Origin of the sequence: Agrobacterium sp. T29, from assembly GCF_006970545.1 — a bacterium.
Taxonomy (GTDB): domain Bacteria; phylum Pseudomonadota; class Alphaproteobacteria; order Rhizobiales; family Rhizobiaceae; genus Agrobacterium; species Agrobacterium leguminum.
In genome coordinates this window covers 92,749-113,772 of the sequence record NZ_CP040641.1, presented here as the reverse complement: position 1 = coordinate 113,772, position 21,024 = coordinate 92,749, and the positions used below count along the sequence as shown (strand labels likewise).

Annotated in this window: 21 protein-coding genes; 15 read left to right on the top strand and 6 right to left on the bottom strand. The window is 61.9% G+C overall.

Annotation, left to right across the window (positions count from 1 at the left end; genetic code table 11):
• The first annotated feature begins 326 nt into the window (after window positions 1-326).
• Complete coding sequence (locus FGF54_RS15545) at window positions 327-1,559, top strand: Xaa-Pro peptidase family protein (protein ID WP_142780330.1); 1,233 nt, start codon at window positions 327-329, stop codon at window positions 1,557-1,559.
• 8 nt (window positions 1,560-1,567) lie between these two features.
• On the opposite strand, the gene FGF54_RS15540 is transcribed toward FGF54_RS15545, so the two are convergent.
• The 3 genes from FGF54_RS15540 to FGF54_RS15530 form a co-directional block, all read right to left on the bottom strand.
• The gene (locus FGF54_RS15540; RefSeq protein WP_003522691.1) at window positions 1,568-1,885 is read right to left on the bottom strand and encodes a cupin domain-containing protein; all 318 of its coding nucleotides are present in this window, start codon (window positions 1,883-1,885) and stop codon (window positions 1,568-1,570) included.
• Window positions 1,886-1,927: 42 nt separating this feature from the next.
• Entirely contained in the window at window positions 1,928-2,665 is a 738-nt protein-coding gene (locus tag FGF54_RS15535; RefSeq protein WP_020812260.1) for a FadR/GntR family transcriptional regulator, read from the bottom strand.
• A 109-nt stretch (window positions 2,666-2,774) separates the two neighbouring features.
• Window positions 2,775-3,572, bottom strand: a complete 798-nt coding sequence (locus tag FGF54_RS15530) for an NAD(P)-dependent oxidoreductase (protein ID WP_142780329.1) — start codon at window positions 3,570-3,572, stop codon at window positions 2,775-2,777.
• Between the two features lie 138 nt (window positions 3,573-3,710).
• Here FGF54_RS15530 and kduI point away from each other — a divergent pair, with 138 nt between their 5' ends.
• The 5 genes from kduI to FGF54_RS15505 all read left to right on the top strand — a co-directional run bounded on the left by kduI (window position 3,711) and on the right by FGF54_RS15505 (window position 8,349).
• Window positions 3,711-4,535, top strand: coding sequence for a 5-dehydro-4-deoxy-D-glucuronate isomerase (gene kduI, locus FGF54_RS15525; RefSeq protein ID WP_080820777.1), 825 nt, complete (start codon window positions 3,711-3,713; stop codon window positions 4,533-4,535).
• A complete protein-coding gene (gene kduD / locus FGF54_RS15520; protein ID WP_142780328.1) occupies window positions 4,532-5,275 on the top strand; it encodes a 2-dehydro-3-deoxy-D-gluconate 5-dehydrogenase KduD in 744 nt (247 codons plus the stop codon). Before kduI ends, kduD begins: the two co-directional genes overlap by 4 nt.
• A 114-nt stretch (window positions 5,276-5,389) precedes the next feature.
• Entirely contained in the window at window positions 5,390-6,301 is a 912-nt protein-coding gene (kdgD, locus tag FGF54_RS15515) for a 5-dehydro-4-deoxyglucarate dehydratase (RefSeq protein ID WP_003522686.1), read from the top strand.
• Window positions 6,302-6,337: 36 nt separating this feature from the next.
• Window positions 6,338-7,474 (top strand): D-galactarolactone cycloisomerase, encoded by a 1,137-nt coding sequence (locus tag FGF54_RS15510; protein WP_142780327.1) that lies wholly within the window; start codon window positions 6,338-6,340, stop codon window positions 7,472-7,474.
• Entirely contained in the window at window positions 7,471-8,349 is an 879-nt protein-coding gene (locus tag FGF54_RS15505) for an amidohydrolase family protein (protein WP_142780326.1), read from the top strand. Before FGF54_RS15510 ends, FGF54_RS15505 begins: the two co-directional genes overlap by 4 nt.
• 41 nt (window positions 8,350-8,390) lie before the next feature.
• Here the strand turns inward: FGF54_RS15505 and FGF54_RS15500 are convergent, their stop codons facing one another.
• Window positions 8,391-9,317 carry an AraC family transcriptional regulator gene (locus tag FGF54_RS15500; RefSeq protein WP_059757076.1) on the bottom strand — a complete coding sequence of 309 codons (927 nt, stop codon included), beginning with the start codon at window positions 9,315-9,317 and terminating at the stop codon, window positions 8,391-8,393.
• 212 nt (window positions 9,318-9,529) lie between these two features.
• Between FGF54_RS15500 and FGF54_RS15495 the strand changes: the two genes are divergently transcribed.
• The 6 genes from FGF54_RS15495 to FGF54_RS15470 all read left to right on the top strand — a co-directional run bounded on the left by FGF54_RS15495 (window position 9,530) and on the right by FGF54_RS15470 (window position 16,514).
• A complete protein-coding gene (locus FGF54_RS15495) occupies window positions 9,530-10,411 on the top strand; it encodes a carbohydrate ABC transporter permease (protein WP_020812253.1) in 882 nt (293 codons plus the stop codon).
• Between the two features lie 4 nt (window positions 10,412-10,415).
• Window positions 10,416-11,300: a carbohydrate ABC transporter permease gene (locus FGF54_RS15490; protein WP_142780325.1), complete on the top strand. Its 885-nt coding sequence runs from the start codon at window positions 10,416-10,418 to the stop codon at window positions 11,298-11,300.
• 2 nt (window positions 11,301-11,302) lie between these two features.
• Complete coding sequence (locus tag FGF54_RS15485; protein ID WP_142780324.1) at window positions 11,303-12,403, top strand: ABC transporter ATP-binding protein; 1,101 nt, start codon at window positions 11,303-11,305, stop codon at window positions 12,401-12,403.
• Window positions 12,404-12,446: 43 nt separating this feature from the next.
• Window positions 12,447-13,715: an ABC transporter substrate-binding protein gene (locus tag FGF54_RS15480; RefSeq protein WP_142780323.1), complete on the top strand. Its 1,269-nt coding sequence runs from the start codon at window positions 12,447-12,449 to the stop codon at window positions 13,713-13,715.
• Window positions 13,716-13,827: 112 nt separating this feature from the next.
• Window positions 13,828-15,381: a glycoside hydrolase family 28 protein gene (locus FGF54_RS15475; RefSeq protein ID WP_142780322.1), complete on the top strand. Its 1,554-nt coding sequence runs from the start codon at window positions 13,828-13,830 to the stop codon at window positions 15,379-15,381.
• An 8-nt stretch (window positions 15,382-15,389) separates the two neighbouring features.
• Window positions 15,390-16,514 carry a glycoside hydrolase family 105 protein gene (locus tag FGF54_RS15470; protein ID WP_142780321.1) on the top strand — a complete coding sequence of 375 codons (1,125 nt, stop codon included), beginning with the start codon at window positions 15,390-15,392 and terminating at the stop codon, window positions 16,512-16,514.
• A gap of 2 nt (window positions 16,515-16,516) precedes the next feature.
• Here FGF54_RS15470 and FGF54_RS15465 read toward each other — a convergent pair whose 3' ends face one another.
• Entirely contained in the window at window positions 16,517-17,779 is a 1,263-nt protein-coding gene (locus FGF54_RS15465) for an ATP-binding protein (RefSeq protein ID WP_142780320.1), read from the bottom strand.
• Window positions 17,776-18,507 carry a response regulator gene (locus FGF54_RS15460; protein ID WP_210247435.1) on the bottom strand — a complete coding sequence of 244 codons (732 nt, stop codon included), beginning with the start codon at window positions 18,505-18,507 and terminating at the stop codon, window positions 17,776-17,778. Before FGF54_RS15460 ends, FGF54_RS15465 begins: the two co-directional genes overlap by 4 nt.
• 202 nt (window positions 18,508-18,709) lie before the next feature.
• Here FGF54_RS15460 and FGF54_RS15455 point away from each other — a divergent pair, with 202 nt between their 5' ends.
• From FGF54_RS15455 to FGF54_RS15445, 3 genes are all read left to right on the top strand, one after another.
• Window positions 18,710-19,351: a hypothetical protein gene (locus tag FGF54_RS15455; RefSeq protein ID WP_142780318.1), complete on the top strand. Its 642-nt coding sequence runs from the start codon at window positions 18,710-18,712 to the stop codon at window positions 19,349-19,351.
• Between the two features lie 127 nt (window positions 19,352-19,478).
• Window positions 19,479-19,775, top strand: coding sequence for a hypothetical protein (locus FGF54_RS15450; RefSeq protein WP_142781543.1), 297 nt, complete (start codon window positions 19,479-19,481; stop codon window positions 19,773-19,775).
• A 22-nt stretch (window positions 19,776-19,797) separates the two neighbouring features.
• The gene (locus FGF54_RS15445; protein WP_142780317.1) at window positions 19,798-21,021 is read left to right on the top strand and encodes an efflux RND transporter periplasmic adaptor subunit; all 1,224 of its coding nucleotides are present in this window, start codon (window positions 19,798-19,800) and stop codon (window positions 21,019-21,021) included.
• Window positions 21,022-21,024 lie beyond the last annotated feature (3 nt).

Here is a 21,024-nt window from a genome sequence, read left to right as displayed (position 1 = left end):
TAATGAGACGGCGGATCTATCCGCCGTCTCAACGACATTGGGCAAGACCTTGCCGCCCGTTTCTTCCCCCCGCCGGGGAGAAGGTGGCCCGAAGGGTCGGATGAGGGGGCAAGCTGTCGGTCTATCGCTAACGTCGCCCCCTCATCCCGCTGCCGCGGACTTCTCCCCGGCGGGGAGAAGAAACAGGCGGTAACCGCTCGCTCGTACTAACGATCTTCGGGGTGGAGATGTCATCTTCCACCTTCATTCCTCTCCCGGCGACTGCTAAAGCGTAGGTCCATAAACCTGCAGCGAAACACCGCAGCCAAACAATCACCGGGGTTCCCATGAGCGATATCGACCGAAGCCGTGCCCAGCAGCTGATGCGGGAAGCGGGCATCGACGCGCTGGTGCTGTTCCAGCCCGAGGCCTTCCGTTATGCGGTCGGCGCCCATGCCGGCGTCGCGACCATGTGGGGCAGGGCGGGTTCGGCAATTGCGCTGGTGCCGGCCGATGCCGGGGCGGGGCTGGCGGCCATCGTCAGCGATCATGCCGCTCCGCTCGTCAGGAAGGCCGCGCCGGAGATCGATCTGCGCTGCCATCGCATCTGGATCGATATGGTCGATCTGTCGGGCGTCGAAACCGTCCCGCAGGTGGACGATGCCTATCGCCGCAACAATTCCGGTGGCCCGAGGCCGGAGACGTTCGATCGCGCCGCCTGTTTCGGCCTGCTGGCCGACCTGCTGCGGGAGCGCGGGCTTTCGGCGGCGCGCATTGGCGCAGACCTCGAATTCATGCCCGCCGCCGATTTTCTGGCGCTGCGTCAGGCGCTGCCCGATGTGGACTGGGTTGACGGATCGGCCGTGCTGCGCCGTCTGCGCGCCGTGAAATCCGAGCGTGAGATCGAGCTTCTGAGGCGCGCGGCAGCGGCTGCGGAGGCCGGGCTGGTCGCGATGGCCGCTGCCGTCAGGCCCGGCGCTGCACTCGGCGGGCTTTCTGCCGCCTGGAAGGCCGGCGCACAGGCCCATGCCGCGAAATCCGGGTTTTCGCTGAGCGGCCATTGGGACTACATATCCGTCGGGCCCGCTTTGTCGGATATGGCGGCGGTTGTTACGCCGGGTGCGCTTATCAAGGCCGATGTCGGCACGCTGGTCGACGGTTATTCATCGGATGGCGCGCGGAGTTTTTCGTGGGGGCCGGTCTCGCCGCTGGCCGCCGATGTTTTCAGCGCGCTGGAAGTGGCCTTTGCCCGTGGGCTGGAAGCGCTTCGTCCCGGCAATACATTCGGTGCTGTGCACGCCGCCATGCTGGCCTCGATGCGCGGGCAAGGTTTCAGCGAATATTATCGCGGCCATTTCGGCCATTCCGTCGGCGGTGGCGTGGGCATCGAGGAGTGGCCGTTCTTTTCCCATGACAATCCGGAAATCATTCTTCCCGGCATGGTCGTGGCGCTCGAAGCGCCGTTTTATGGCGAAGGGCTCGGCGCGCTGATGATCGAGGACCAGTTCCTCGTCACCTCCTCCGGCGCGGAATGCATGAACAGCCTGCCGCGCACCCTGCGGGATTTATCGGCGGACTGAGCGCCGCATCAGAGGAAATCGTCGCGGCGCGGGGTAAAGCAGTCAATCAGCTCGCCCTCTTCCAGACACAGGCAGCCATGCTCGATATGGCCGGGAATGACGAGGCTATCGCCCTTCTGAAGGTCGTAGGCCTCACCGTCGCGGTAAAAGCGGAAGCTGCCGCTGGCGACATAGGTGGATTGCACATGCGGATGGCTGTGCAGCCTGCCTTCGGCGCCGGTCTTGAAGCGGAAGGAGACCACCATCAGTTCCGGCGCTTCGGAAAGCACGGTGCGCTCCACGCCATCGTCGGGGGAAACGGTGGGGAAGGTCGGAAGCTGCTGCATATCGTTCTCCTCAGTCATGCAATGCGGTTTAAACAGGTAGTCTCAGCGCGGCGCGCGCAGCATGGAGCGATAACGCGTCTGGCTGCTTTTCAGGTGGCTGCGCATGGCGCTGCGCGCCGCCTCCTCGTCGCCGTCCTGTATCGCGATCAGGATCGCTTCATGTTCACCGACGAGCCGGGCGAGATCGGCGGGCGAAAGCACGGTTTCCGTGCCGTTTTCGGCCACGGCGCGGCGCGGAATGAGGGTGGGGCCGAGCACCTGCAGAAATTCGCTGAAGCGGGGATTGTTGGTCGCTTCGGCAATGGCGAGATGGAAGGCGAAATCGGCCTCCGCCGTCGGCACGCCCTTGGTGGCGCTGGCGCGGAAGGCATCGAAGGCCTCAATGATCTTTTCCTCCTGCGCCGGCGAACGGCGAATGGCGGCAAGACCGGCGGCGTCACCTTCAACGGCGGTGCGCAATTCCAGCATTTCGATCAGCGACGAGACGCGCGCAAGATCGACATTGTGGAAGGGACGCCGCTCAGTGGGGGCTGGTTCCAGTACGAAAACACCCGCGCCCTGACGCGGCTCGACCAGACCGTCGGATCGCAGCGAAGCGATCGCCTCCCGCACCACGGTACGGCTGACACCGAATTCCTGCGTCATCTGCGCTTCGGACGGCAGGCGTTCGCCCGTCTTGTAACGGCCCTTGGCGATCTGGCTGCGGAGTTCCTCCGAAACCTTCACCACAAGCGTTCTGCCTTGTGGAGCTGCCGGTTCGGAGCTTGTCGCTTTTGTCATCTTGGTCGCCGTTCTAAAAAATGTCGGTTGCGTGCACCGTTCCTCGATACGTCATTCGCGGCCTGGCATGCAATCCCGCCTTTTTAGCGGGAAAGGTCCGTGCGACATTTCACGTCTCCTTGAAGATCGGGTTGTCGACAAACACGCCACCCTGAAAGCGGACTACCGCGTCACTCGGGTCCGGTTTGGGAGCTGTCCGGGCGATGTGCTCCCGGAAGGTCTCGGCATTGTCCTTCGGTTTCCATCCAAGAAAGCCGAGATGCGAATTGTCCCACCAGCTCGCATCGTTGTCGGAGGCCCCCCAGACGACCGGGCAGCCGAGAACGGGTGCGCGGAACGCCGCTTCGATCAGCGAGACGAAATCGTCATGCGAGAACCATGTGGACAGCATGCGGTAATTGTTGGGTTCCGGCGTGCAGGAGCCGATGCGCACAAGCGCCGTCTCCTGTCCGAATTTCTCGAAATACAGGCGGGCGAGGTTTTCGCCGAAACATTTGGAAACGCCGTAGAGGCCGTCCGGGCGGAAGGGAACGTCGGGACCAAGCCGTTCGGTCTGGGGATAATAGCCGATCGTATGGTTGGAACTGGCGAAAACAATTCGCGGCTGGCCGTGGGCGCGGGCTGCCTCGTAGAGATTATAAAGCCCGATGATGTTGCCCTGAAGGATTTGTTCGAAAGGCTTCTCCACCGATATGCCGCCGAGGTGGACGATGCCGTCGCAACCGGCAACCATGGCATCCACTGCGTCTGCATCCGCAAGGTCGCATTGCATGCATTCCTCATTCGGGCCTGCCGGATCGAGCGGGGCGAGATCGGCAAGGCGAATGGTCTCGGCCATCGATGCAAGGCGTTTGCGCATAACGCGGCCAAGCTGGCCCGCAGCACCGGTAACAAGAAGCCGTTTCATTGCCATTCTCCCTCAGCGTTGCACGTCCCTGGCGTGGTCGAGATATGCCTATGCCTCTTGACCTTGTCATACAGATCGTACAAAAAGCGGATAACATATATTATGTGCCATACGCAACAATCATGAAGGATGAGTTTGATGTTGACCGTCGAAACAAGGCAGGCCGTGAACCCGGAATATGCAAAAACGCTGGATACCGAAGGGCTCCGCCGGCATTTCCTCGCCAACGACATGTTTCGTTCCGGCGAAATCAGGCTGATCTATACCCATTATGACCGCTTCGTGATGGGCGGCGCGGTGCCGAACGGTGCGCCGCTGACGCTGGACAAGGTGGAAGAAACCAAAACGCCGTCCTTCCTCGACCGGCGTGAGATGGGCATCGTTAATATCGGCGAGACCGGCACGGTCAGCGCCGGCGGCGAGACTTACACCCTCAATCGCGGCGACGTGCTTTATCTCGGTGCAGGCAGCGGCGCGGTGACCTTTGACGGGGCAGGGCGATTCTACATCACCTCCTGCCCGGCGCATCGCAGCCTGCCGGCGAAGCTCGTGACGCTGGCCAATAGCAAGGAGGTCAAGCTCGGCGCGACCGAAACCTCCAACAAGCGCACCATCAACCAGTTCATCCATCCGCTGGTCATGGAAAGCTGCCAGCTGGTGCTGGGGTATACCACGCTGGAGGACGGTTCCGTCTGGAACACCATTCCATCCCATATTCACGACCGCCGCATGGAAGCCTATCTCTATTTCGGCATGGATGAGAAGTCGCGCGTGCTGCATCTGATGGGTGAGCCGCAGGAAACCCGGCATCTGTTCATTTCGAATGAAGAGGGTGCGATTTCCCCGCCCTGGTCCATCCATTCCGGTGCCGGCATCGGTTCTTACACCTTCATCTGGGCCATGGCGGGAGACAATGTCGATTACACCGACATGGACTTCATCCAGCCGGGAGATCTGAAATGAAGAATCCCTTTTCGCTTCAGGGGCGTAAGGCGCTCGTCACCGGCGCGAATACAGGGCTTGGCCAGGCAATTGCGGTGGGGCTCGCCGCTGCCGGCGCGGAGGTGGTCTGCGCCGCCCGCCGCGCGCCGGATGAAACGCTGGAGATGATCGCCAGGGACGGCGGCAAGGCCAGCGCATTGTCTATCGATTTTGCCGATCCGCTGGCGGCGAAGGACAGTTTTGCCGGCGCCGGTTTCGATATTCTCGTCAACAATGCCGGCATCATCCGCCGTGCCGATTCCGTCGAGTTTTCCGAACTCGACTGGGACGAGGTGATGGACGTCAATCTCAAGGCGCTGTTTTTCACCACCCAGGCTTTTGCGAAAGAGTTGCTGGCGAAAAGCCGGTCCGGCAAGGTGGTCAATATCGCTTCGCTCCTCTCCTTTCAGGGCGGCATTCGCGTGCCGTCCTATACGGCGGCGAAACATGGCGTCGCGGGCCTTACCAAGCTACTGGCGAATGAGTGGGCGGCAAAGGGCATCAATGTGAATGCGATTGCGCCCGGCTACATCGAAACCAACAATACCGAGGCGCTGCGTGCGGATGCGGCCCGTAACAAGGCCATTCTCGAGCGTATTCCGGCCGGCCGCTGGGGCCATTCCGACGACATAGCCGGGGCGGCGGTTTTCCTTGCCTCGCCGGCGGCGGATTATGTGCATGGCGCCATTCTCAATGTCGATGGCGGCTGGCTGGCGCGCTGATCTATTACAGATTTCAACAATTCATCATACAAGATGTATGATGAATTGTTGACAAGTATGCGGCAACCGGGTTAGGTGGCTTCCAGTCAATGAATTTGCAAAGGAATACCAAACATGAACCCTGAACAAATCAAGGCGGCGCTCGGCTCCGGCCTGTTGTCTTTCCCGGTCACCCATTTCGATTCCGAGGGCCGTTTCGCTCAGGACAGTTACAGGGCGCATGTCGAATGGCTTGCCGGTTACAAGGCGCCGGTGCTGTTTGCCGCTGGCGGCACGGGCGAGTTCTTCTCGCTGAAGCCGGATGAAATTCCGACCATCGTTTCCGCCGCCAAGGATGTGGCCGGTGAAACCGCCATCGTTTCCGGCTGCGGTTACGGCACCGAGATAGCCGTCGATATCGCCCGCTCGGTCGAAAAGGTCGGCGCGGACGGCATCCTGCTTCTGCCGCATTATCTCATCGATGCGCCGCAGGAAGGCCTTTACGCCCACATCAAGAAGGTGTGTCAGTCGGTCGGTATCGGCGTCATGGTTTATAACCGTGACAATTCCGTGCTGCAGGCCGATACGCTGGCGCGTCTCTGCGACGAATGCCCGAACCTCGTCGGCTTCAAGGACGGCACCGGCGATATCGGTCTCGTTCGCCAGATCACCGCCAAGATGGGCGACCGCCTGATGTATCTCGGTGGCATGCCGACGGCGGAACTGTTTGCCGAAGCCTATCTCGGCGCCGGTTTCACCACCTATTCCTCGGCTGTCTTCAACTTCGTGCCGGGCCTTGCCAATGAATTCTACGCCGCCTTGCGCGCCGGCGAACGCGCCACCTGCGAGCGTATCCTGACGGAATTCTTCTATCCGTTCATGGCGATCCGCAACCGCGCCAAGGGTTATGCCGTCTCCGCCGTCAAGGCCGGCGTTCGCCTGCAGGGCTTCAATGCCGGTCCGGTGCGCGCGCCGCTGAAGGACCTGACCAATGAGGAAATCGGCATGCTCGACGCCTTGATCGGCACGCACAAGCGCAAAGCCTGATTTGGAGGCCTGATCGAGACAAGCGGGAGGGGAGCCATGAAGATCACAGCGGTGCGCACGCATCTGCTCGAACATTGCCTGGACACGCCGTTCGAAAGCGCATCCATGCGTTTTGATCGCCGCGCCCATATTCTGGTGGAAATCGAATGCGACGACGGAACCGTCGGCTGGGGCGAATGCCTCGGCCCGGCGCGGCCCAACGCCGCCGTGGTTCAGGCTTACTCCGGCTGGCTCATCGGCCAGGACCCGCGTGAGACCGAAAAGATCTGGGCCGTGCTTTATAACGCCCTGCGCGATCAGGGCCAGCGCGGCCTCAGCCTCACGGCCCTGTCCGGCATCGATATCGCGCTGTGGGACATCAAGGGCAAGCATTATGGCGCTTCGATCTCGATGCTGCTCGGCGGGCGCTGGCGCGAAAGCGTGCGGGCCTATGCCACCGGCAGCTTCAAGCGCGATGGCGTCGACCGCGTTTCCGACAATGCCTCGGAGATGGCGGAGCGCCGGGCAGACGGCTTTCACGCCTGCAAGATCAAGATCGGCTTCGGCATCGAGGAGGACCTCCGCGTCATCGCCGCCGTGCGCGAGGCGATTGGGCCGGATATGCGGCTGATGATCGACGCCAATCACGGCTACACCGTCACCGAAGCCGTCGCGCTCGGCAACCGCGCCGCCGACTATGGTATCGACTGGTTCGAGGAGCCGGTGGTTCCCGAACAGCTCGATGCCTATGCCCGGGTTCGGGCCGGCCAGCCGATACCGGTTGCGGGCGGCGAGACCTGGCACGGGCGTTATGGCATGTGGCAGGCGCTTTCCGCCGGCGCCGTGGATATTCTCCAGCCCGATCTCTGCGGCTGCGGCGGTTTTTCCGAAACGCAGAAGATCGCGGCGCTCGCCACGCTGCACGGCGTGCGCATCGTGCCGCATGTCTGGGGCACCGGCGTGCAGATTGCGGCAGCCCTGCAATTCATGGCGGCGATGACGCCAGATCCGGTGCGGGTCAATCCCATCGAGCCGATCATGGAATTCGACCGCACCTATAATCCGTTCCGGCAGGCCGTGCTGAGCGAGCCGATAGAGGCGGTAAACGGCGTCGTCACGATCCCGAACGGCCCCGGCCTCGGCATCGAGATCAACCGCGACGCTTTGATTGAATTCAGGATGCCAGACCCGTGAGCGAACTTGTCAGAAAACTGAGCGGCACAGCGCCTCGGCCCGCTTTCCCGAAAGGCGCCGTCGATACGCAGATGCATCTCTATCTGCGCCACTATCCCGCCCTGCCGGGTGGACCGGGCCTGCCGCCGGGCGCTCTGCCCGGACCGGAGGATTATCGCAGCCTCATGCGATGGCTCGGCATCGACCGGGTCATCATCACCCAGGGCAACGCCCATCAGCGCGATAATGGCAACACACTCGCCTGTGTCGCGGAAATGGGCGAGGCGGCCCGCGCGGTGGTCATCATCGATGCGACCACGACCGAAAAGGACATGGAAAAGCTTGCCGCCGCAGGCGCCGTCGGTGCGCGTATCATGGATTTGCCGGGCGGTGCGGTAAACCTGTCCGAGCTGGAAGCCGTGGACGAGCGCGCGCATGCGGCCGACTGGATGGTGGCGGTGCAATTCGACGGCAATACGCTGCTCGATCACCTGCCGCGCCTTCAGAATATCCGCTCGCGCTGGGTGTTCGATCACCACGGCAAGTTCTTCAAGGGCATCAAAACCGATGGCCCGGAAATGGCGGCGCTTCTGAAACTCATCGACCGCGGCAATCTCTGGTTCAAGTTCGCCGGCGTCTACGAAAGCTCACGCGAGAGCTGGCCCTATGAGGACGTCGCCGCCTTTTCGCGCGTCATCGCCGCCCATGCGCCGGAGCGCATCGTATGGGGCACCAACTGGCCGCATAATTCCATCCGCGAGACGGCGGCCTATCCCGACGATGCCCGCCTTGCGGAACTCATACTCGGCTGGCTGCCGGATGAGGCGACGCGGCATCGCGCGCTGGTGGAAAATCCGGAAGCGCTGTTCAAGCTGCCGCCAGTCACGGCGGCATAAGTCAATTCGGGATGACCGGACTCCATCGCAGCAAGGCCCCGCTATGCCGGGGCCTTTTCCGTTTCAGTGGCAAGCAGCCGCTGCTGTTCGTGTTCGTCAAAGGCCATCAGATTGCCATGCCGGCTGCGGCGTATGCGGTTCATATGGTCGCGCGGGCTTAAACCCAATGTCCGTTTGAACATGCGTGAGAAATAATAGGGATCGCCATAGCCCACTTCGGCGGCCGCTGCCGAGACCGAAAGCCCCGCCTCGAGAAAATGCATGGCGCGTTCCATGCGTTTGAACTCCTGATATTTACGTGGCGTCCGTCCCACCCGTTTCTGGAATTCGCGCAGAAAATAATCGCGATTATAGGGAGCCGCCTCGGTTGCCCGGCCGGCAATGTCGGGGTCGAGCGGATTGGCCGAAATCATGGTGATCGCCTTCATCACCGCAAGGTCGAGGCCTTCCGTGCCCTCCGGCTGGAAACTCGGCCGGTCGACCCATCCGAGGAAGGCGTCGTCGATGAAGGCGATGAGAAGCACCATGAAAAGATGGTGCTGGCCAAGCGTGACGGAGGAGGGCGGGGCGCTCTGCCGGTAGTGGCGCACCAGCGGTTCCAGCAGCGGCCAGCGGCTCAGCCTCACTTTGGGCTTCAGGTCCATCTGCGCGATCAGGTTGTGGCGGCCGTAAATATCCAGCGTGAAATGCTGCGCCACGCCGCGATAGGTGACGGCCTGCTCGTTCCAGCCGACAAAGCGCTGCCCCCGGAAAATCAGCATGGCGTCACCCGGCTCCAGCACCCGCGCCTCGCCATCGACGAGATAATGCCCGCGCCCTTCCAGGCAGATGATGAGATCGTCCACCTGGTTGGATTTGTCGATCTGCCAGGTGCGCGAATGCTCCATCTTGATCGTTGCGCGCGTCAGGTTGAGGTTGAGCGCCGCAGGCGGAACGGACGATAGAATGCCACCTTCGATTTCGTCCATCTTTTTCCTCATCTTTGTTAATTCACCTTGGCGCGGAAATTTGGTTTTGTCACCGCATAAATTGCTTTTACGCGCCGTATCAATGAGGGAGGAGATCGGTCGCGGCGAGAGATTGCGCCATCGCGCGCGTGCCGCCGGCCGTTCCGGGAGAATCACTTGTACGAAATTGTATTCTGTCATTCGCGTTCCACCGGGACGCGGGGAGGAGCATTATGAAATCTCAGCGCTTCCTCGGGCTGGGATATCTGACGCCTTATATCGTCGGGCTTCTGGTCTTCACGGCCATCCCGTTCCTCGGCTCGCTCTATCTCAGCTTCACCCGTTACGACCTGATGAGCGATCCCAGCTGGGCGGGGCTGGCCAATTACGAGCGGCTGTTCACCCGCGACCGCACCTTCATGAAATCGCTGAACGTTACCCTGTTCTACGTGTTTCTGACGGTGCCGCTGAAGCTTGCCTTCGCGCTGTTCATTGCGGCCATACTCAATTATAAGCTGCAATTCATCAACTTCTTCCGTACCGCCTTTTACGTGCCGTCCATTCTCGGCGGCTCCATCGCGATTGCGGTTCTGTGGCGCTACATCTTCGCAAGCGAGGGGCTTGCCAATATGGCGCTGGCCGCCATCGGCCTGTCGCCGGTGGATTGGTTCGGCGATCCGGGCAACGCGCTTTTCACCATCACGCTGTTGCGCTGCTGGCAGTTCGGTTCGGCCATGGTGATCTTTCTCGCCGCGCTGCAATCCATCGACAAGTCGCTTTACGAGGCCGCGGCCATCGATGGCGCGGGCAAGGTGAGAACATTCTTCTTCATCACGCTGCCGCTTCTGACGCCGGTGATCTTCTTCAACCTCATCATGCAGATGGTTCAGGCATTCCAGGAGTTCAACGGGCCTTACATCATCACCCAGGGCGGGCCGCTGAAGTCCACTTATCTCTTGCCTCTTTACATCTATGACGAGGCCTTCAAGAAGTTCAACATGGGCTATGCCTCCGCCATCGCCTGGGTGCTCTTCACCATCATCACCGTGCTGACCCTCGTGGCCTTCTGGTCCTCGAAGAAGTGGGTCTATTACGCCGGCGACAAGCGGAACTGATGCCATGACCGATATCGCAACCCTGAACGACATGCAGGCGGCCCGCCGGGCGCGGCTGAGGCTCGTCTCCACCTCTGTCCGTTACGTGCTTCTCTTCGCAGTCGGCCTCGTCATGCTCTATCCGCTGATCTGGCTGGTGGGCGCGAGCTTCAAGACCAATTCGGAAATCTTCTCCGGCGCCGGCTTCATCCCCGATAATCCGACGCTGGACGGCTATATTCGCGGCTGGGAAACCTCGACGCCCTATACATTCGGTCGGTTCTTCTGGAATTCGTTCCTGATCATCCTGCCGAAAGTCATCGGCACGGCGATTTCCTGCACCATGGCGGCCTATGCCTTTGCCCGCTTCGATTTTCCGCTGAAGAAGATCCTGTTCGGCTCGGTCATCGCCATCCTGCTGCTGCCGAATGTCGTCACCCGCATTCCGCAATATATCCTGTTTCGCGATCTCGGCTGGCTGGACAGTTTCCTGCCGCTCTGGGTGCCCTCGGCGCTCGCCGGCGATGCCTTCTTCGTTTTCATGCTGGTGCAGTTCCTGCGCTCGCTGCCTTCGGACATGGAAGAGGCCGCCCGGGTGGATGGCGCCAACAGCCTGCAGACGCTGATTTACATCGTCGTGCCAATGCTGGCGCCGGCGCTGATCTCGGTTTGCCTGTTCCAGTTCATGTGGACGATGAACGATTTCCTCGGGCCGCTGATCTACCTGTCCTCGGTCGACAAATATCCGGTGAGCCTTGCGCTCAAACTCTCCATCGACACCACCGAAGCCTTCGAATGGAACCGCATCCTGGCGATGTCGGTGCTGACGATCGCGCCTGCGCTGATCGTGTTCTTCGCGGCGCAACGGTATTTCATTGAAGGGATCTCGTCTGGCGGGGTCAAGGGCTGAAAATGGCAAGCGTTCAACTTAAAAATCTCGAAAAAGTCTATGGCGGCAGCTTCAAGGCCGTGCACGGCATCAATCTCGAGGTCGAGGATGGTGAGTTCATGGTGTTCGTCGGCCCCTCCGGCTGCGCCAAATCCACGACGCTGCGCATGGTGGCGGGGCTGGAGGAAATCACCGGCGGCGAAATCCTGATCGGCGACCAGCGCGTCAACGACCTGCCGCCCGGCAAGCGCTCCATCGCCATGGTCTTCCAGAATTATGCGCTTTATCCGCATATGAAGGTGCGCGGCAATCTCGCCTTCGGCCTAAAGATCGCCGGTGTCGCCAGGCCAGAGATCGAAAAGGCAATCGACAATGTCGCGCGCATTCTCGAAATCGAGCCGCTGCTCGACCGTCTGCCGAAACAGCTTTCCGGCGGACAGGCGCAGCGTGTGGCGCTGGGCCGCGCGCTCATCAAGAAGCCCGGCGTGTTCCTGTTCGATGAGCCGCTGTCCAATCTCGATGCCAAGCTGCGCGCCTCCATGCGGGTGCGCATCACCGATCTGCATCGCCAGTTGAAAGCGGAAGGCCTGTCTTCGACGGTCATTTACGTCACCCATGACCAGACGGAGGCCATGACTATGGGCGACCGTATCTGCGTCATGCAGGCGGGTCGCATCATGCAGGTCGCGACGCCGAAGGAGCTTTATAACCATCCCGCCAATCTTTTCGTCGCCGGTTTCATCGGCACGCCGGAAATGAACCTGGTGGATGTGGCAATCGACGGCGCGGAATTCGTCATCGCCGGCCAGCGGCTGCCCATCGGTACGCATCTGGAGCAACGGCTCTCGGCCAGACCTGCAGACGCCGTCATCGGCATCCGCCCGCAGCATCTTTCGCTGGCGGGAGAAGCCGATGGCCCGGCGCTGCAGGCGAAACTCACCAATGCGGAATTCATGGGCCACGAGGTCTATCTGCACGCCGATCTCGGCGGCCAGAAGCTGGTGAGCGTGGTCGGTGCGGCAGAGTTCGAGGCGCTCGGGCGCGACGGCATCCTGCGGCTGAAGCCGGACCCTGAGAAGCTGCATATTTTCGACAAGGCCGATGGCCGCAACGTCTCGCTGTGAGGAGGGGACGGGCGTGCCTGATTTTTCGAGGAGGAGAAGAACAATGAAGACGATGACAAGAATGATGGCGATGCTCGCCGGCGCCGCTTATGTGGCGATAGCGACGGCTCCGGCGGCGGGTGCTGCGGAACTGCGCATGTCGTGGTGGGGCGGCGAAAGCCGCCACGTCGCCACCCAGAAGGCCATTGCCGCCTGTGGTGAGAAATACGGTCACACCGTCAAGGGCGAATTCACCGGCTTCGATGGCTATCTGGAAAAGCTCACCACGCAGATGGCGGGCAAGACGGAGGCCGATATCGTTCAGGTCAACTGGCCTTGGCTGCCGCTGTTTTCCAAGAACGGCGAAGGTTTTGCCGATCTGCGCCAACTGAAGCCGCTGGATCTTTCGCAATGGGCCGAGAGCGATCTGGACGCCGGTTCGATGAACGGCGTGTTGCAGGGGCTTTCCGTTTCCACTACCGGCCGCGTCTTCTTCTTCAACGCCACCACTTTCGAAAAGGCCGGCGTGGAAATTCCGAAGACCTGGGACGAATTTTTCGCGGCAACCAAGACCATCAAGGAAAAGCTCGGCAAGGACTATTACACCTTCAATGCCGTGAAGGAGACTGCCCAGCTTCTGCTGACGCTGGCTGTCGTGCAGAAGACCGGCAAGGATCTGGTCGATCCCAGGACCAACCGCGTCGCCTGGACGCCGGAGGAACTGGCCGAGGGTATCTCTTTCGTCGGCAAGCTGGTCGAAACCGGCTCCATCCGCTCGCAGAAAGAGGAAGCGGCCGATGGTAACGTCAATCTCTATGAAAAGCCGTCCTGGTCGGAAGGCCGCATCGCCGGATCATATGAATGGGATTCGACCTATTCGAAATATGCCGATCCGCTGAAGGAAGGGCAGGTTCTGAAACCGTTCCCGATGCTGAAGCTTGCCGATGCCGTGACCGAAGGCGTTTATCGCAAGCCTTCCATGGTGTTTTCGATCTCGAAAAACTCCAGGAACCCGGAAGCGGCCGCGCAAATCCTGAACTGCCTGCTGAACGAACCTGAGGGCATCGATGCGCTCGGCACCTCGCGTGGCCTGCCCGCCTCGAAGGCCGCTGCGGCGCGTCTGGGGGACAAGGGCGAGCCGGAAGTGCGGGCCGCCAACGCCATCGTCATGGCGGCATCGGGACCGGTGGTGTCACCCTTCAACGAACATCCTGAAATCCGCTCGGGCTTCATCGATACGCTTGAGGAATATGCCTATGGCCAGCTGACGGCGGAAGAGGCGGCCGAGCAGATCATCGATACGACCAACGATGTTCTTGCCAAGTTCGATTGACGACAATGGCCTGCCGCCTCCATGGCGGCGGGCTCCCTATCCGGCTGCCGGATGATGTGAGGCATGTCCGCCAAGGGCTTGGCCGGACAGGCACCAAAGACGAGAAAAGAGCATGAACGAACCCCTTATCATCGCGTCTTCGGCGCGAACGGCAGCGCTTTGCCTTGCCGCTCCCGGCGCTCGCTATTTCCTTCCGTCCAAAACGGCATGGCGTCTGACGTCGGCGGATGGCGACGAGCGGCGCGGTGAAACCGCGACCGTGGTGACGCTGCTGCATGATCTTTCCCCGGATACGCGCTATGTCTTCGAAGCGGAGGGGTTTGGACGGCTGGAGTTCAGAACCGCCCCCTGTGCCGGGCTTGTCGAGGCTGCGGAATTTTCCCTGATGCCGGATGTTGCGCTCGATGATGAGACACGCGCGCGCGCCAATGCACAGGCGCTGGAAAGGGCCGTGGCCGCGGTGCCGCACGGCGCCACGTTGCGTCTCGGGGCCGGTCTCTGGACAGCCTTTCCCGTTCGCCTGAAAAGCAACATGACCTTCCACCTTGCCGAAGGAGCCGTGCTGCGCGCGCCCTCCACCCGCAAGGGCTGGCCGATCCTGCCTGCCCGCGATGAGGCAGGCCGTGTGCTCGGAAGCTGGGAAGGCTTGCCGGACGCTTGTTTCGCCGCGCCGGTTCACGCCATCGCGGCAGACAATCTCGTCATCGAGGGCAGGGGCGTTCTCGATGGTTCGGGCGACAGCGGCGACTGGTGGAGCTGGCCGAAAGAAACCCGCGATGGTGCGCGCCGGCCACGCGGCCTGCATCTCGTTTCCTGCCGGAAGACAAACCTGCTTGGTTTCACCATCCGAAACGCCGCCTCCTGGACGATCCATCCGCAGGGCTGCGAAGACTTGATCGCCGCCCGCCTCAGCATCGTCGCACCCCATGACAGCCCGAACACCGATGGTTTCAACCCCGAGAGCTGCCGTAACGTCACGATATCAGGCGTGCGCTTTTCCGTCGGCGACGATTGCATCGCGGTGAAGGCGGGAAAGCGCGGCCCCGATGGCGAGGACGATCATCTTGCGGAAACGCGCGGCATTCGGGTGCGCCATTGCCTGATGCAGCGCGGCCATGGCGGGCTGGTGATCGGTTCGGAAATGTCCGGCGGCGTGCATGATGTGGCGGTTGAGGATTGCGACATGGTCGGCACGGATCGTGGCCTGCGTCTCAAGACACGGCGCGGGCGCGGCGGCACCGTCAGCAACATCGCCATGCGCCGGGTGCTGCTGGATGGCGTGCAGACCGCGCTTTCCGCCAATGCCCATTACCATTGCGATGCCGATGGACATGATGACTGGGTGCAGTCGCGAAACCCGGCGCCGGTCGATGGCGGCACGCCCTTTATCGACGGCATTACGGTGGAGGATGTCGAAATCCGCAATCTCTCCCATGCGGCCGGCGCTTTTCTGGGTCTTGCCGAAGCGCCCATCCGCAACATCGCCATCCGCAATCTCACCATCGTCTCGCGCGATCCTTCGGCCATCGCAACGCCACCGATCATGGCCGACCGGGTGCGTCCCATGCGCCATGAGGCGATTGTTTTCGAGCAGGCGCATATAGTCTGCGATAATCCCGCCCTTTTGAGCGACGCTTCCGTTTCCATTGTGTCAGATTCCGATTGAGAGAACCGATGAAAGCCACTGAATATTTTGATCAATTCTCCAGTCGCTATAAACATTACAAGGGCGGAAGCTGGTGTTATGAGGATGGATGCGTCTATCGTGGCCTGCAGCAGCTGTTCGAGGCGACCGGGGAAGCGCGCTGGAACGACCATCTGCATCGTCTCGCCGATGCGCAGATAGCGCCAGACGGCACGCTCGCCGGTTACGATCCGCAGGAATATAATATCGACCATATCCTCGCCGGCCGTATCCTCTTTCCCCTTGCGGCGGAAACGGGCGATCCGCGTTACCTCGCTGCGGCGGAACATCTGGCAGGGCAACTGCGCAGCCATCCGCGCATCGCATCCGGGAATTACTGGCACAAGAAGCGTTATCCGCATCAGGTCTGGCTGGACGGGCTTTACATGGGGCTTCCTTTCCAGATCGAATATGCGCAGGCGACGGGCCGGGCGGAACTGATCGACGATGCGCTGCGGCAGTTTTCAGCGGCGCTCGCGGCGACGGAGGATAGCGGGGGGCTCTATGCCCATGGTTACGACGACAGCCGCAGCCAGCGTTGGGCCGATCCTCAAAGCGGCAAGTCTCCCGCCATATGGGCGCGTGCGGTCGGCTGGCTCGCCATGGCGCTGGTGGACGCGCTGGCCATCCTGCCGGATGACGGCGCGACGGCGGCGCTTCGCAACAAGACGCAGTCGCTTCTGGCCGGCATCATCGCACGGCAGACCGAGACAGGGCTCTGGATGCAGGTTCTCGACAATCCGGGCCTTGCGGGCAATTACGAGGAAACATCCGCCTCGGCCATGTTTGCCTATGCCTTGCTGCACGCAGTGCGGTTGAAGCTCGTGCAGGGCGAAGAGGCGGATGCCGCCCTTTCGGCGGGTCGTCGCGCGCTTGAGGCGCTTCTGGAAACGCGGCTGAAAGCCGATGAAGAGGGCGTGACCCGCCTCACCGGCATCGTTCATGTCGCGGGCCTCGGCGGCTTCGAGGGCAATTATCGCGATGGAACGCCGGAATATTATCTGACCGAGCCGGTGGTGTCCGACGATGCCAAGGGCGTCGGGCCGCTGATGATGGCCTATGCCGAAAGCCTGCTTCTGGCCAAGCCGCAGGCGCAGGCTGTTTCAGCGGCGTGACGTCACGCCGCCCTTGCGAAGATCACGGTCTGGATCAGGCCCTGTTTCTTGTGGTTGGCAATGGTGATCGTGCCGCCGAAGCGCTCGATGATTTCCCTGGCGATGGCAAGACCAAGACCCACGCCGGGGATTGATTTACGCCGCGCGAGGTCCACCCGGAAGAAGGGCTCGAAAACCCGCCCGATCAGTTCCTGCGGAATGCCGGGGCCCTCGTCCCTGATCGTCACGACGATTTCGCTGTCGTCTCCGGTCAGATCGATATGCGCCTTCTTGCCATGGGTAACGGCGTTCAGGATGAGGTTGCGCAGGGCTCTCTTCAGCGCCAGCGGTGCCGCCTTGATGGTCATGGCGGCTTCCGGCTCGATGAAGTCGAGCGCGCCCGCATGACCAAGATCGGAAACATCGCTGACGATTTCGCTGAGAAGCGTGCCGATGTCGATCGTCTTGACGCTGTCCTGGCTGACCTCTTCCCGCACCAGAAGAATGGCGCTGTCGGCGATGGCGTCCAGCTCCTCGAGGTCCGCCAGCCATTTGGCCCGTTCCTCGTCGTTCTCGATGAATTCCGCCCTCAGCCGCATGCGGGTCATCGGGGTTCTGAGATCGTGGCCGGCGGCGGCGACGAGGCGCATGCGGCTTTCCATCGCCGCCTTCAGGCGGGTCGCGAGTTCGTTCAGCGCCCGCGCGGTGGCGCGGATTTCGCCCGGTCCGGTTTCCGGTAGGTGCGGCAGCGAACCGTCAGGCCCGATGCTGGCGGCGGCATTTTCCAGCATGTCGAGCGGGCGGGTGATCTTGCTGGCGGCAAAGATCGAAACGGCGGCACTGCCGAGGATGATCAGCCCGATCCACATGCCGAAAATCTTCCAGCCGCCCGGCGGCGGACCCATATGCGGAATTTCCGCAACCAGCCAGCCGCCTTTTTCCAGCGCGATAGCCGCTACGGGGGCAGGGTTTCCCGGCGAGCGGATGACCATGGCGGTGCGCGGCTCTCCGACGCGGGCCAGCGCCTTTTCCAGAAATTCCGAAAGCATGCCGTCGAGATCGCCTTCCGGCGGCTTCTGTTCGATCTGGAAATAGCCGGGCTGCTGCAGGGAGGGATCGCGCTCGGCCATGGTCACGGCAAAGGCGAGGCTGCGGGCCAGCGGCTCGATGGTGGCGTCGGGCGGCGGCGGCTGCAATGTCCGGTCGGCCACAAAAGTCGCAAGCGCGATGACCGCGATGATGGAGACGATCATCAGCGCCGTGATGCGGTTTTTAAGCGAGCTCATCGCTGCACCGGCAGGGTTTTGACCTGAACCGTCATCTGGTAACCGCCATTGCGCACGGTCTTGAAGATCGGCGTTTGCGTGTCGGCGTCCAGCTTCTTGCGCAACCGGCTCATCAGCACGTCGATGGAGCGGTCGAACGGGCCGCGATCCTTGCCCTGCGTGAGATCGAGAAGCTGATCGCGGGAAAGCAGCCGGCCGGGCCTGTCGAGAAAGACTTTCAGCAAATCGAATTCCGCTCCCGTCAAATCTATCTTTTCACCGCTGGCGCGGATGACGGAGCGCTGCTCGGGATCGGCGGTGAAATCCGCAAAACCATAGGCGGCGGATGAGGGGCGGGGGGCTTCCTGCGGCGTGGCGCGGCGCAGCACGGCCTTGATGCGCGCCGTGAGTTCGCGCGGATTGAAGGGTTTGCCGAGATAGTCGTCGGCGCCGATTTCCAGCCCGACGATCCGGTCGACATCTTCCTTCAGCGCAGTCAGGAGAATGACCGGCGTGCGCGGCCGGCGACCCTGCAGATCGCGGCAGATATCGAGGCCGGAGCCATCGGGCAGCATCACGTCGAGCACGATGAGATCGGGATTGGAGCTGGCGATCTTTTCCTCGAACTCACGCCTGTCGGCGGCCATCGACACGCGAAACCCCTGCGAGCCGAGATATTTCGCGAGCAATGTGCGTATTTCCGGATCGTCATCGACGATCAATATATGTGTCACCGAAACTGTCGTCATATCGTCCAACCTTTTGATGCCACTATACATAAGCGCTGAAAAGAAACGGCGGATTTTTGCAACGAAAGCTTTCCGGGGCCGTTCTGGCAACATTCGGTTACAAATAGGCGGTTTGCGGAAGCAGCCCGGAAACATTCGGACCAAAGCCGGAAACGCGATGCACCTATCGTCCTTCCATGTTGGAAAACGGAAGGAAGGTAAGATGAGAAACTCGCTACTGGCCACCGCCGTCATCGCGACAGCAATTATCGGCGTTTCCGCCGCCGCGCAGGCAACGGAAGAGAATGCGCCCGCACCCCAGGCGACCGAACAGGCTGCGCCGCCGCCCGCCAATCTCGATCTCGGCCCGGACATCGGCCCGGATCGTGGTCCGGATGAAAGGCCGCTGCCGCCCCATATGCGCAGAATGCCCGGCCCGGATGTTCTCGGGCTGGCGACGAAGCTTTCGGCGGCCGAAATCTATCTCGGCGTCACGCCAGAGCAGCTCGGTCCATGGCGCGCCTATACCACGGCGCTGATCGATCTCGTTTCCCCCGGTCCGGAGCGCAATCCGCGTCCGCCGGTGGCGGGTGAAGGCAAGGCCAAGCCCGAGCCGCGTCTTGCGGGAGAGGAGCTGGCAGGCATTATCGCGCAGAAGGCGGAAAAGGCCAAAGCCTTGCAGGACGCCGTTGCGGCGCTGAAACCGAAGCTTTCGCCGCAGCAGGTGCTGAAGCTTGCCGAACTCGAGCGTGCGCTGATGCCGCCTCCGCCTCCCGGTCCGCGTCATGGCCCCGCAGAGCGCGGCGGCTTTGCTCCCCCGCATGGCGATATGAGGCCGCCGGTTCCCGAGGCGGAACGGGGCTGAGGCAACTATTCGAAGTTTCCTCCTTTAATCTGCCCCCCAGTAAAGGAGGAAATCAGCCGGCAACGGCTGGAGCCGGGGGATCGCACGCCTGCGATCCCCCGCGTGATTTTCAAGCAGGAAGATGATGATGAGATATTTCTATCTGGTGCTAGCAACGGCTTTTGGTTTGAGCTTTGCCTGGTCGGTGGCCGTGGCAAAGGACAAGCCCGTGCAACAGCCGGCAGCCAAATCCCGGCAGGATGAACAGCGGCGTCAGCCCGCCTGTGCGAAGGATCAGCGCGGAAAAACGGATTCCAGACGTCTTCGCAGCACCTGCCGCAAGGCCGCGGTGCGAAAATCGGCCTCTGCCTATGAATGGATCGAAGCGGAGAGGGGTTTCATCCTCGTAAAACACGAGATGACGCCGGTTTCTTCCTTCGAGTGAACCGGCTGGATAGGACATCGATATGAAAACGGCACGCAAGGCAGGTGCATTGCTGGCGGTTGTCGCTCTCGCCGTGGGCGGCTACTGGCTGTCCTCGCAATATACGCGGGCGGCCACACCCGGCTATATCACCGCACCGGTGACGCGCGGCGATATCGAGCAGACGGTGCTGGCGACGGGAACGCTGAAGCCCGTTCGCCTGGTCGCCGTCGGCGCTCAGGCCTCGGGCCGCATCACCGCCGTCAAGGTGGCGCTCGGCGATACGGTCAAGGCGGGCGATCTGATCGCCGAAATCGATTCCGTTACCCAGACGAACAGTCTGCGCACGGCGCAGGCGGCCCTGGCGAATGTGAAGGCGCAACGGGTGGAGAAGCAGGCGACGCTTCTTCTCAACCGCCAGAGCCTTGCCCGTCAGCAGGAGATGGTGTCGAAGAACGCGGCCTCCCGCGCCGATTTCGAAAGCGCCACCGCAGCCCTTGCCGTCACCGAGGCGCAGATCGAAGCCATCGACGCCCAGATCGAGGAAGCGCAGGTCGCGGTGGAAACGGCCGAGGCCAATCTCGGCTATACCAAGATCACCGCGCCCATCGAAGGCACGGTTCTGTCGATCGTCAGCCAGGAAGGGCAGACCGTCAATGCCACCCAATCCGCGCCAACCATCGTCATCCTCGGTCAGCTCGACCGGATGACGGTGCGCACGGAAATTTCCGAGGCGGATGTAACGCGGGTCAGGCCGGACCTGCCGGTCTATTTCACGGTGCTCGGCGAGCCGCAGCAGCGTTACAACGCGACGCTCGCCTCGATAGAGCCGGCGCCGGAATCGGTGCGCAGCGATTCCAGCTTCAGTTCCTCGACCTCTTCATCCTCCAGCTCATCCTCTTCCAGCACGTCGTCCTCCGAGGCGATCTATTATAATGGCGTGTTCGAAGTGCCGAACCCGGAAGGCAAGCTGCGCACCTACATGACGGCGGAGGTTCATATCGTTCTCGGCGAAGCGAAGGACGTGCTGACCGTCCCCTCGGCGGCCCTTGGCAGCATGGACAGCGACGGCAGCTATGCGGTGCGTGTGGCCGGCGCCGATGGCAGGGTTTCCGAGCGCAAGGTCGAAATCGGGCTCAACAACAAGGTCACGGCGGAAGTGCGTTCCGGCCTTGCCGAGAATGAGCACGTGGTGACCGGCGAGCGTTCCACCGACACCACCGCAAACGCCATGCCGGGGCCGGGCGGCCCGCCGATGGGGCTTTGAACC

Excerpts from the sequence above, each read along its gene's own strand:
- FGF54_RS15545 (WP_142780330.1), top strand. The coding sequence starts at position 327 with ATGAGCGATATCGACCGAAGCCGTGCCCAGCAGCTGATGCGGGAAGCG.
- FGF54_RS15540 (WP_003522691.1), bottom strand. The coding sequence starts at position 1,885 with ATGCAGCAGCTTCCGACCTTCCCCACCGTTTCCCCCGACGATGGCGTG.
- FGF54_RS15535 (WP_020812260.1), bottom strand. The coding sequence starts at position 2,665 with ATGACAAAAGCGACAAGCTCCGAACCGGCAGCTCCACAAGGCAGAACG.
- FGF54_RS15530 (WP_142780329.1), bottom strand. The coding sequence starts at position 3,572 with ATGAAACGGCTTCTTGTTACCGGTGCTGCGGGCCAGCTTGGCCGCGTT.
- kduI (WP_080820777.1), top strand. The coding sequence starts at position 3,711 with ATGTTGACCGTCGAAACAAGGCAGGCCGTGAACCCGGAATATGCAAAA.
- kduD (WP_142780328.1), top strand. The coding sequence starts at position 4,532 with ATGAAGAATCCCTTTTCGCTTCAGGGGCGTAAGGCGCTCGTCACCGGC.
- kdgD (WP_003522686.1), top strand. The coding sequence starts at position 5,390 with ATGAACCCTGAACAAATCAAGGCGGCGCTCGGCTCCGGCCTGTTGTCT.
- FGF54_RS15510 (WP_142780327.1), top strand. The coding sequence starts at position 6,338 with ATGAAGATCACAGCGGTGCGCACGCATCTGCTCGAACATTGCCTGGAC.
- FGF54_RS15500 (WP_059757076.1), bottom strand. The coding sequence starts at position 9,317 with ATGGACGAAATCGAAGGTGGCATTCTATCGTCCGTTCCGCCTGCGGCG.
- FGF54_RS15495 (WP_020812253.1), top strand. The coding sequence starts at position 9,530 with ATGAAATCTCAGCGCTTCCTCGGGCTGGGATATCTGACGCCTTATATC.
- FGF54_RS15490 (WP_142780325.1), top strand. The coding sequence starts at position 10,416 with ATGACCGATATCGCAACCCTGAACGACATGCAGGCGGCCCGCCGGGCG.
- FGF54_RS15485 (WP_142780324.1), top strand. The coding sequence starts at position 11,303 with ATGGCAAGCGTTCAACTTAAAAATCTCGAAAAAGTCTATGGCGGCAGC.
- FGF54_RS15480 (WP_142780323.1), top strand. The coding sequence starts at position 12,447 with ATGAAGACGATGACAAGAATGATGGCGATGCTCGCCGGCGCCGCTTAT.
- FGF54_RS15475 (WP_142780322.1), top strand. The coding sequence starts at position 13,828 with ATGAACGAACCCCTTATCATCGCGTCTTCGGCGCGAACGGCAGCGCTT.
- FGF54_RS15470 (WP_142780321.1), top strand. The coding sequence starts at position 15,390 with ATGAAAGCCACTGAATATTTTGATCAATTCTCCAGTCGCTATAAACAT.
- FGF54_RS15465 (WP_142780320.1), bottom strand. The coding sequence starts at position 17,779 with ATGAGCTCGCTTAAAAACCGCATCACGGCGCTGATGATCGTCTCCATC.
- FGF54_RS15460 (WP_210247435.1), bottom strand. The coding sequence starts at position 18,507 with ATGACGACAGTTTCGGTGACACATATATTGATCGTCGATGACGATCCG.
- FGF54_RS15455 (WP_142780318.1), top strand. The coding sequence starts at position 18,710 with ATGAGAAACTCGCTACTGGCCACCGCCGTCATCGCGACAGCAATTATC.
- FGF54_RS15450 (WP_142781543.1), top strand. The coding sequence starts at position 19,479 with ATGAGATATTTCTATCTGGTGCTAGCAACGGCTTTTGGTTTGAGCTTT.
- FGF54_RS15445 (WP_142780317.1), top strand. The coding sequence starts at position 19,798 with ATGAAAACGGCACGCAAGGCAGGTGCATTGCTGGCGGTTGTCGCTCTC.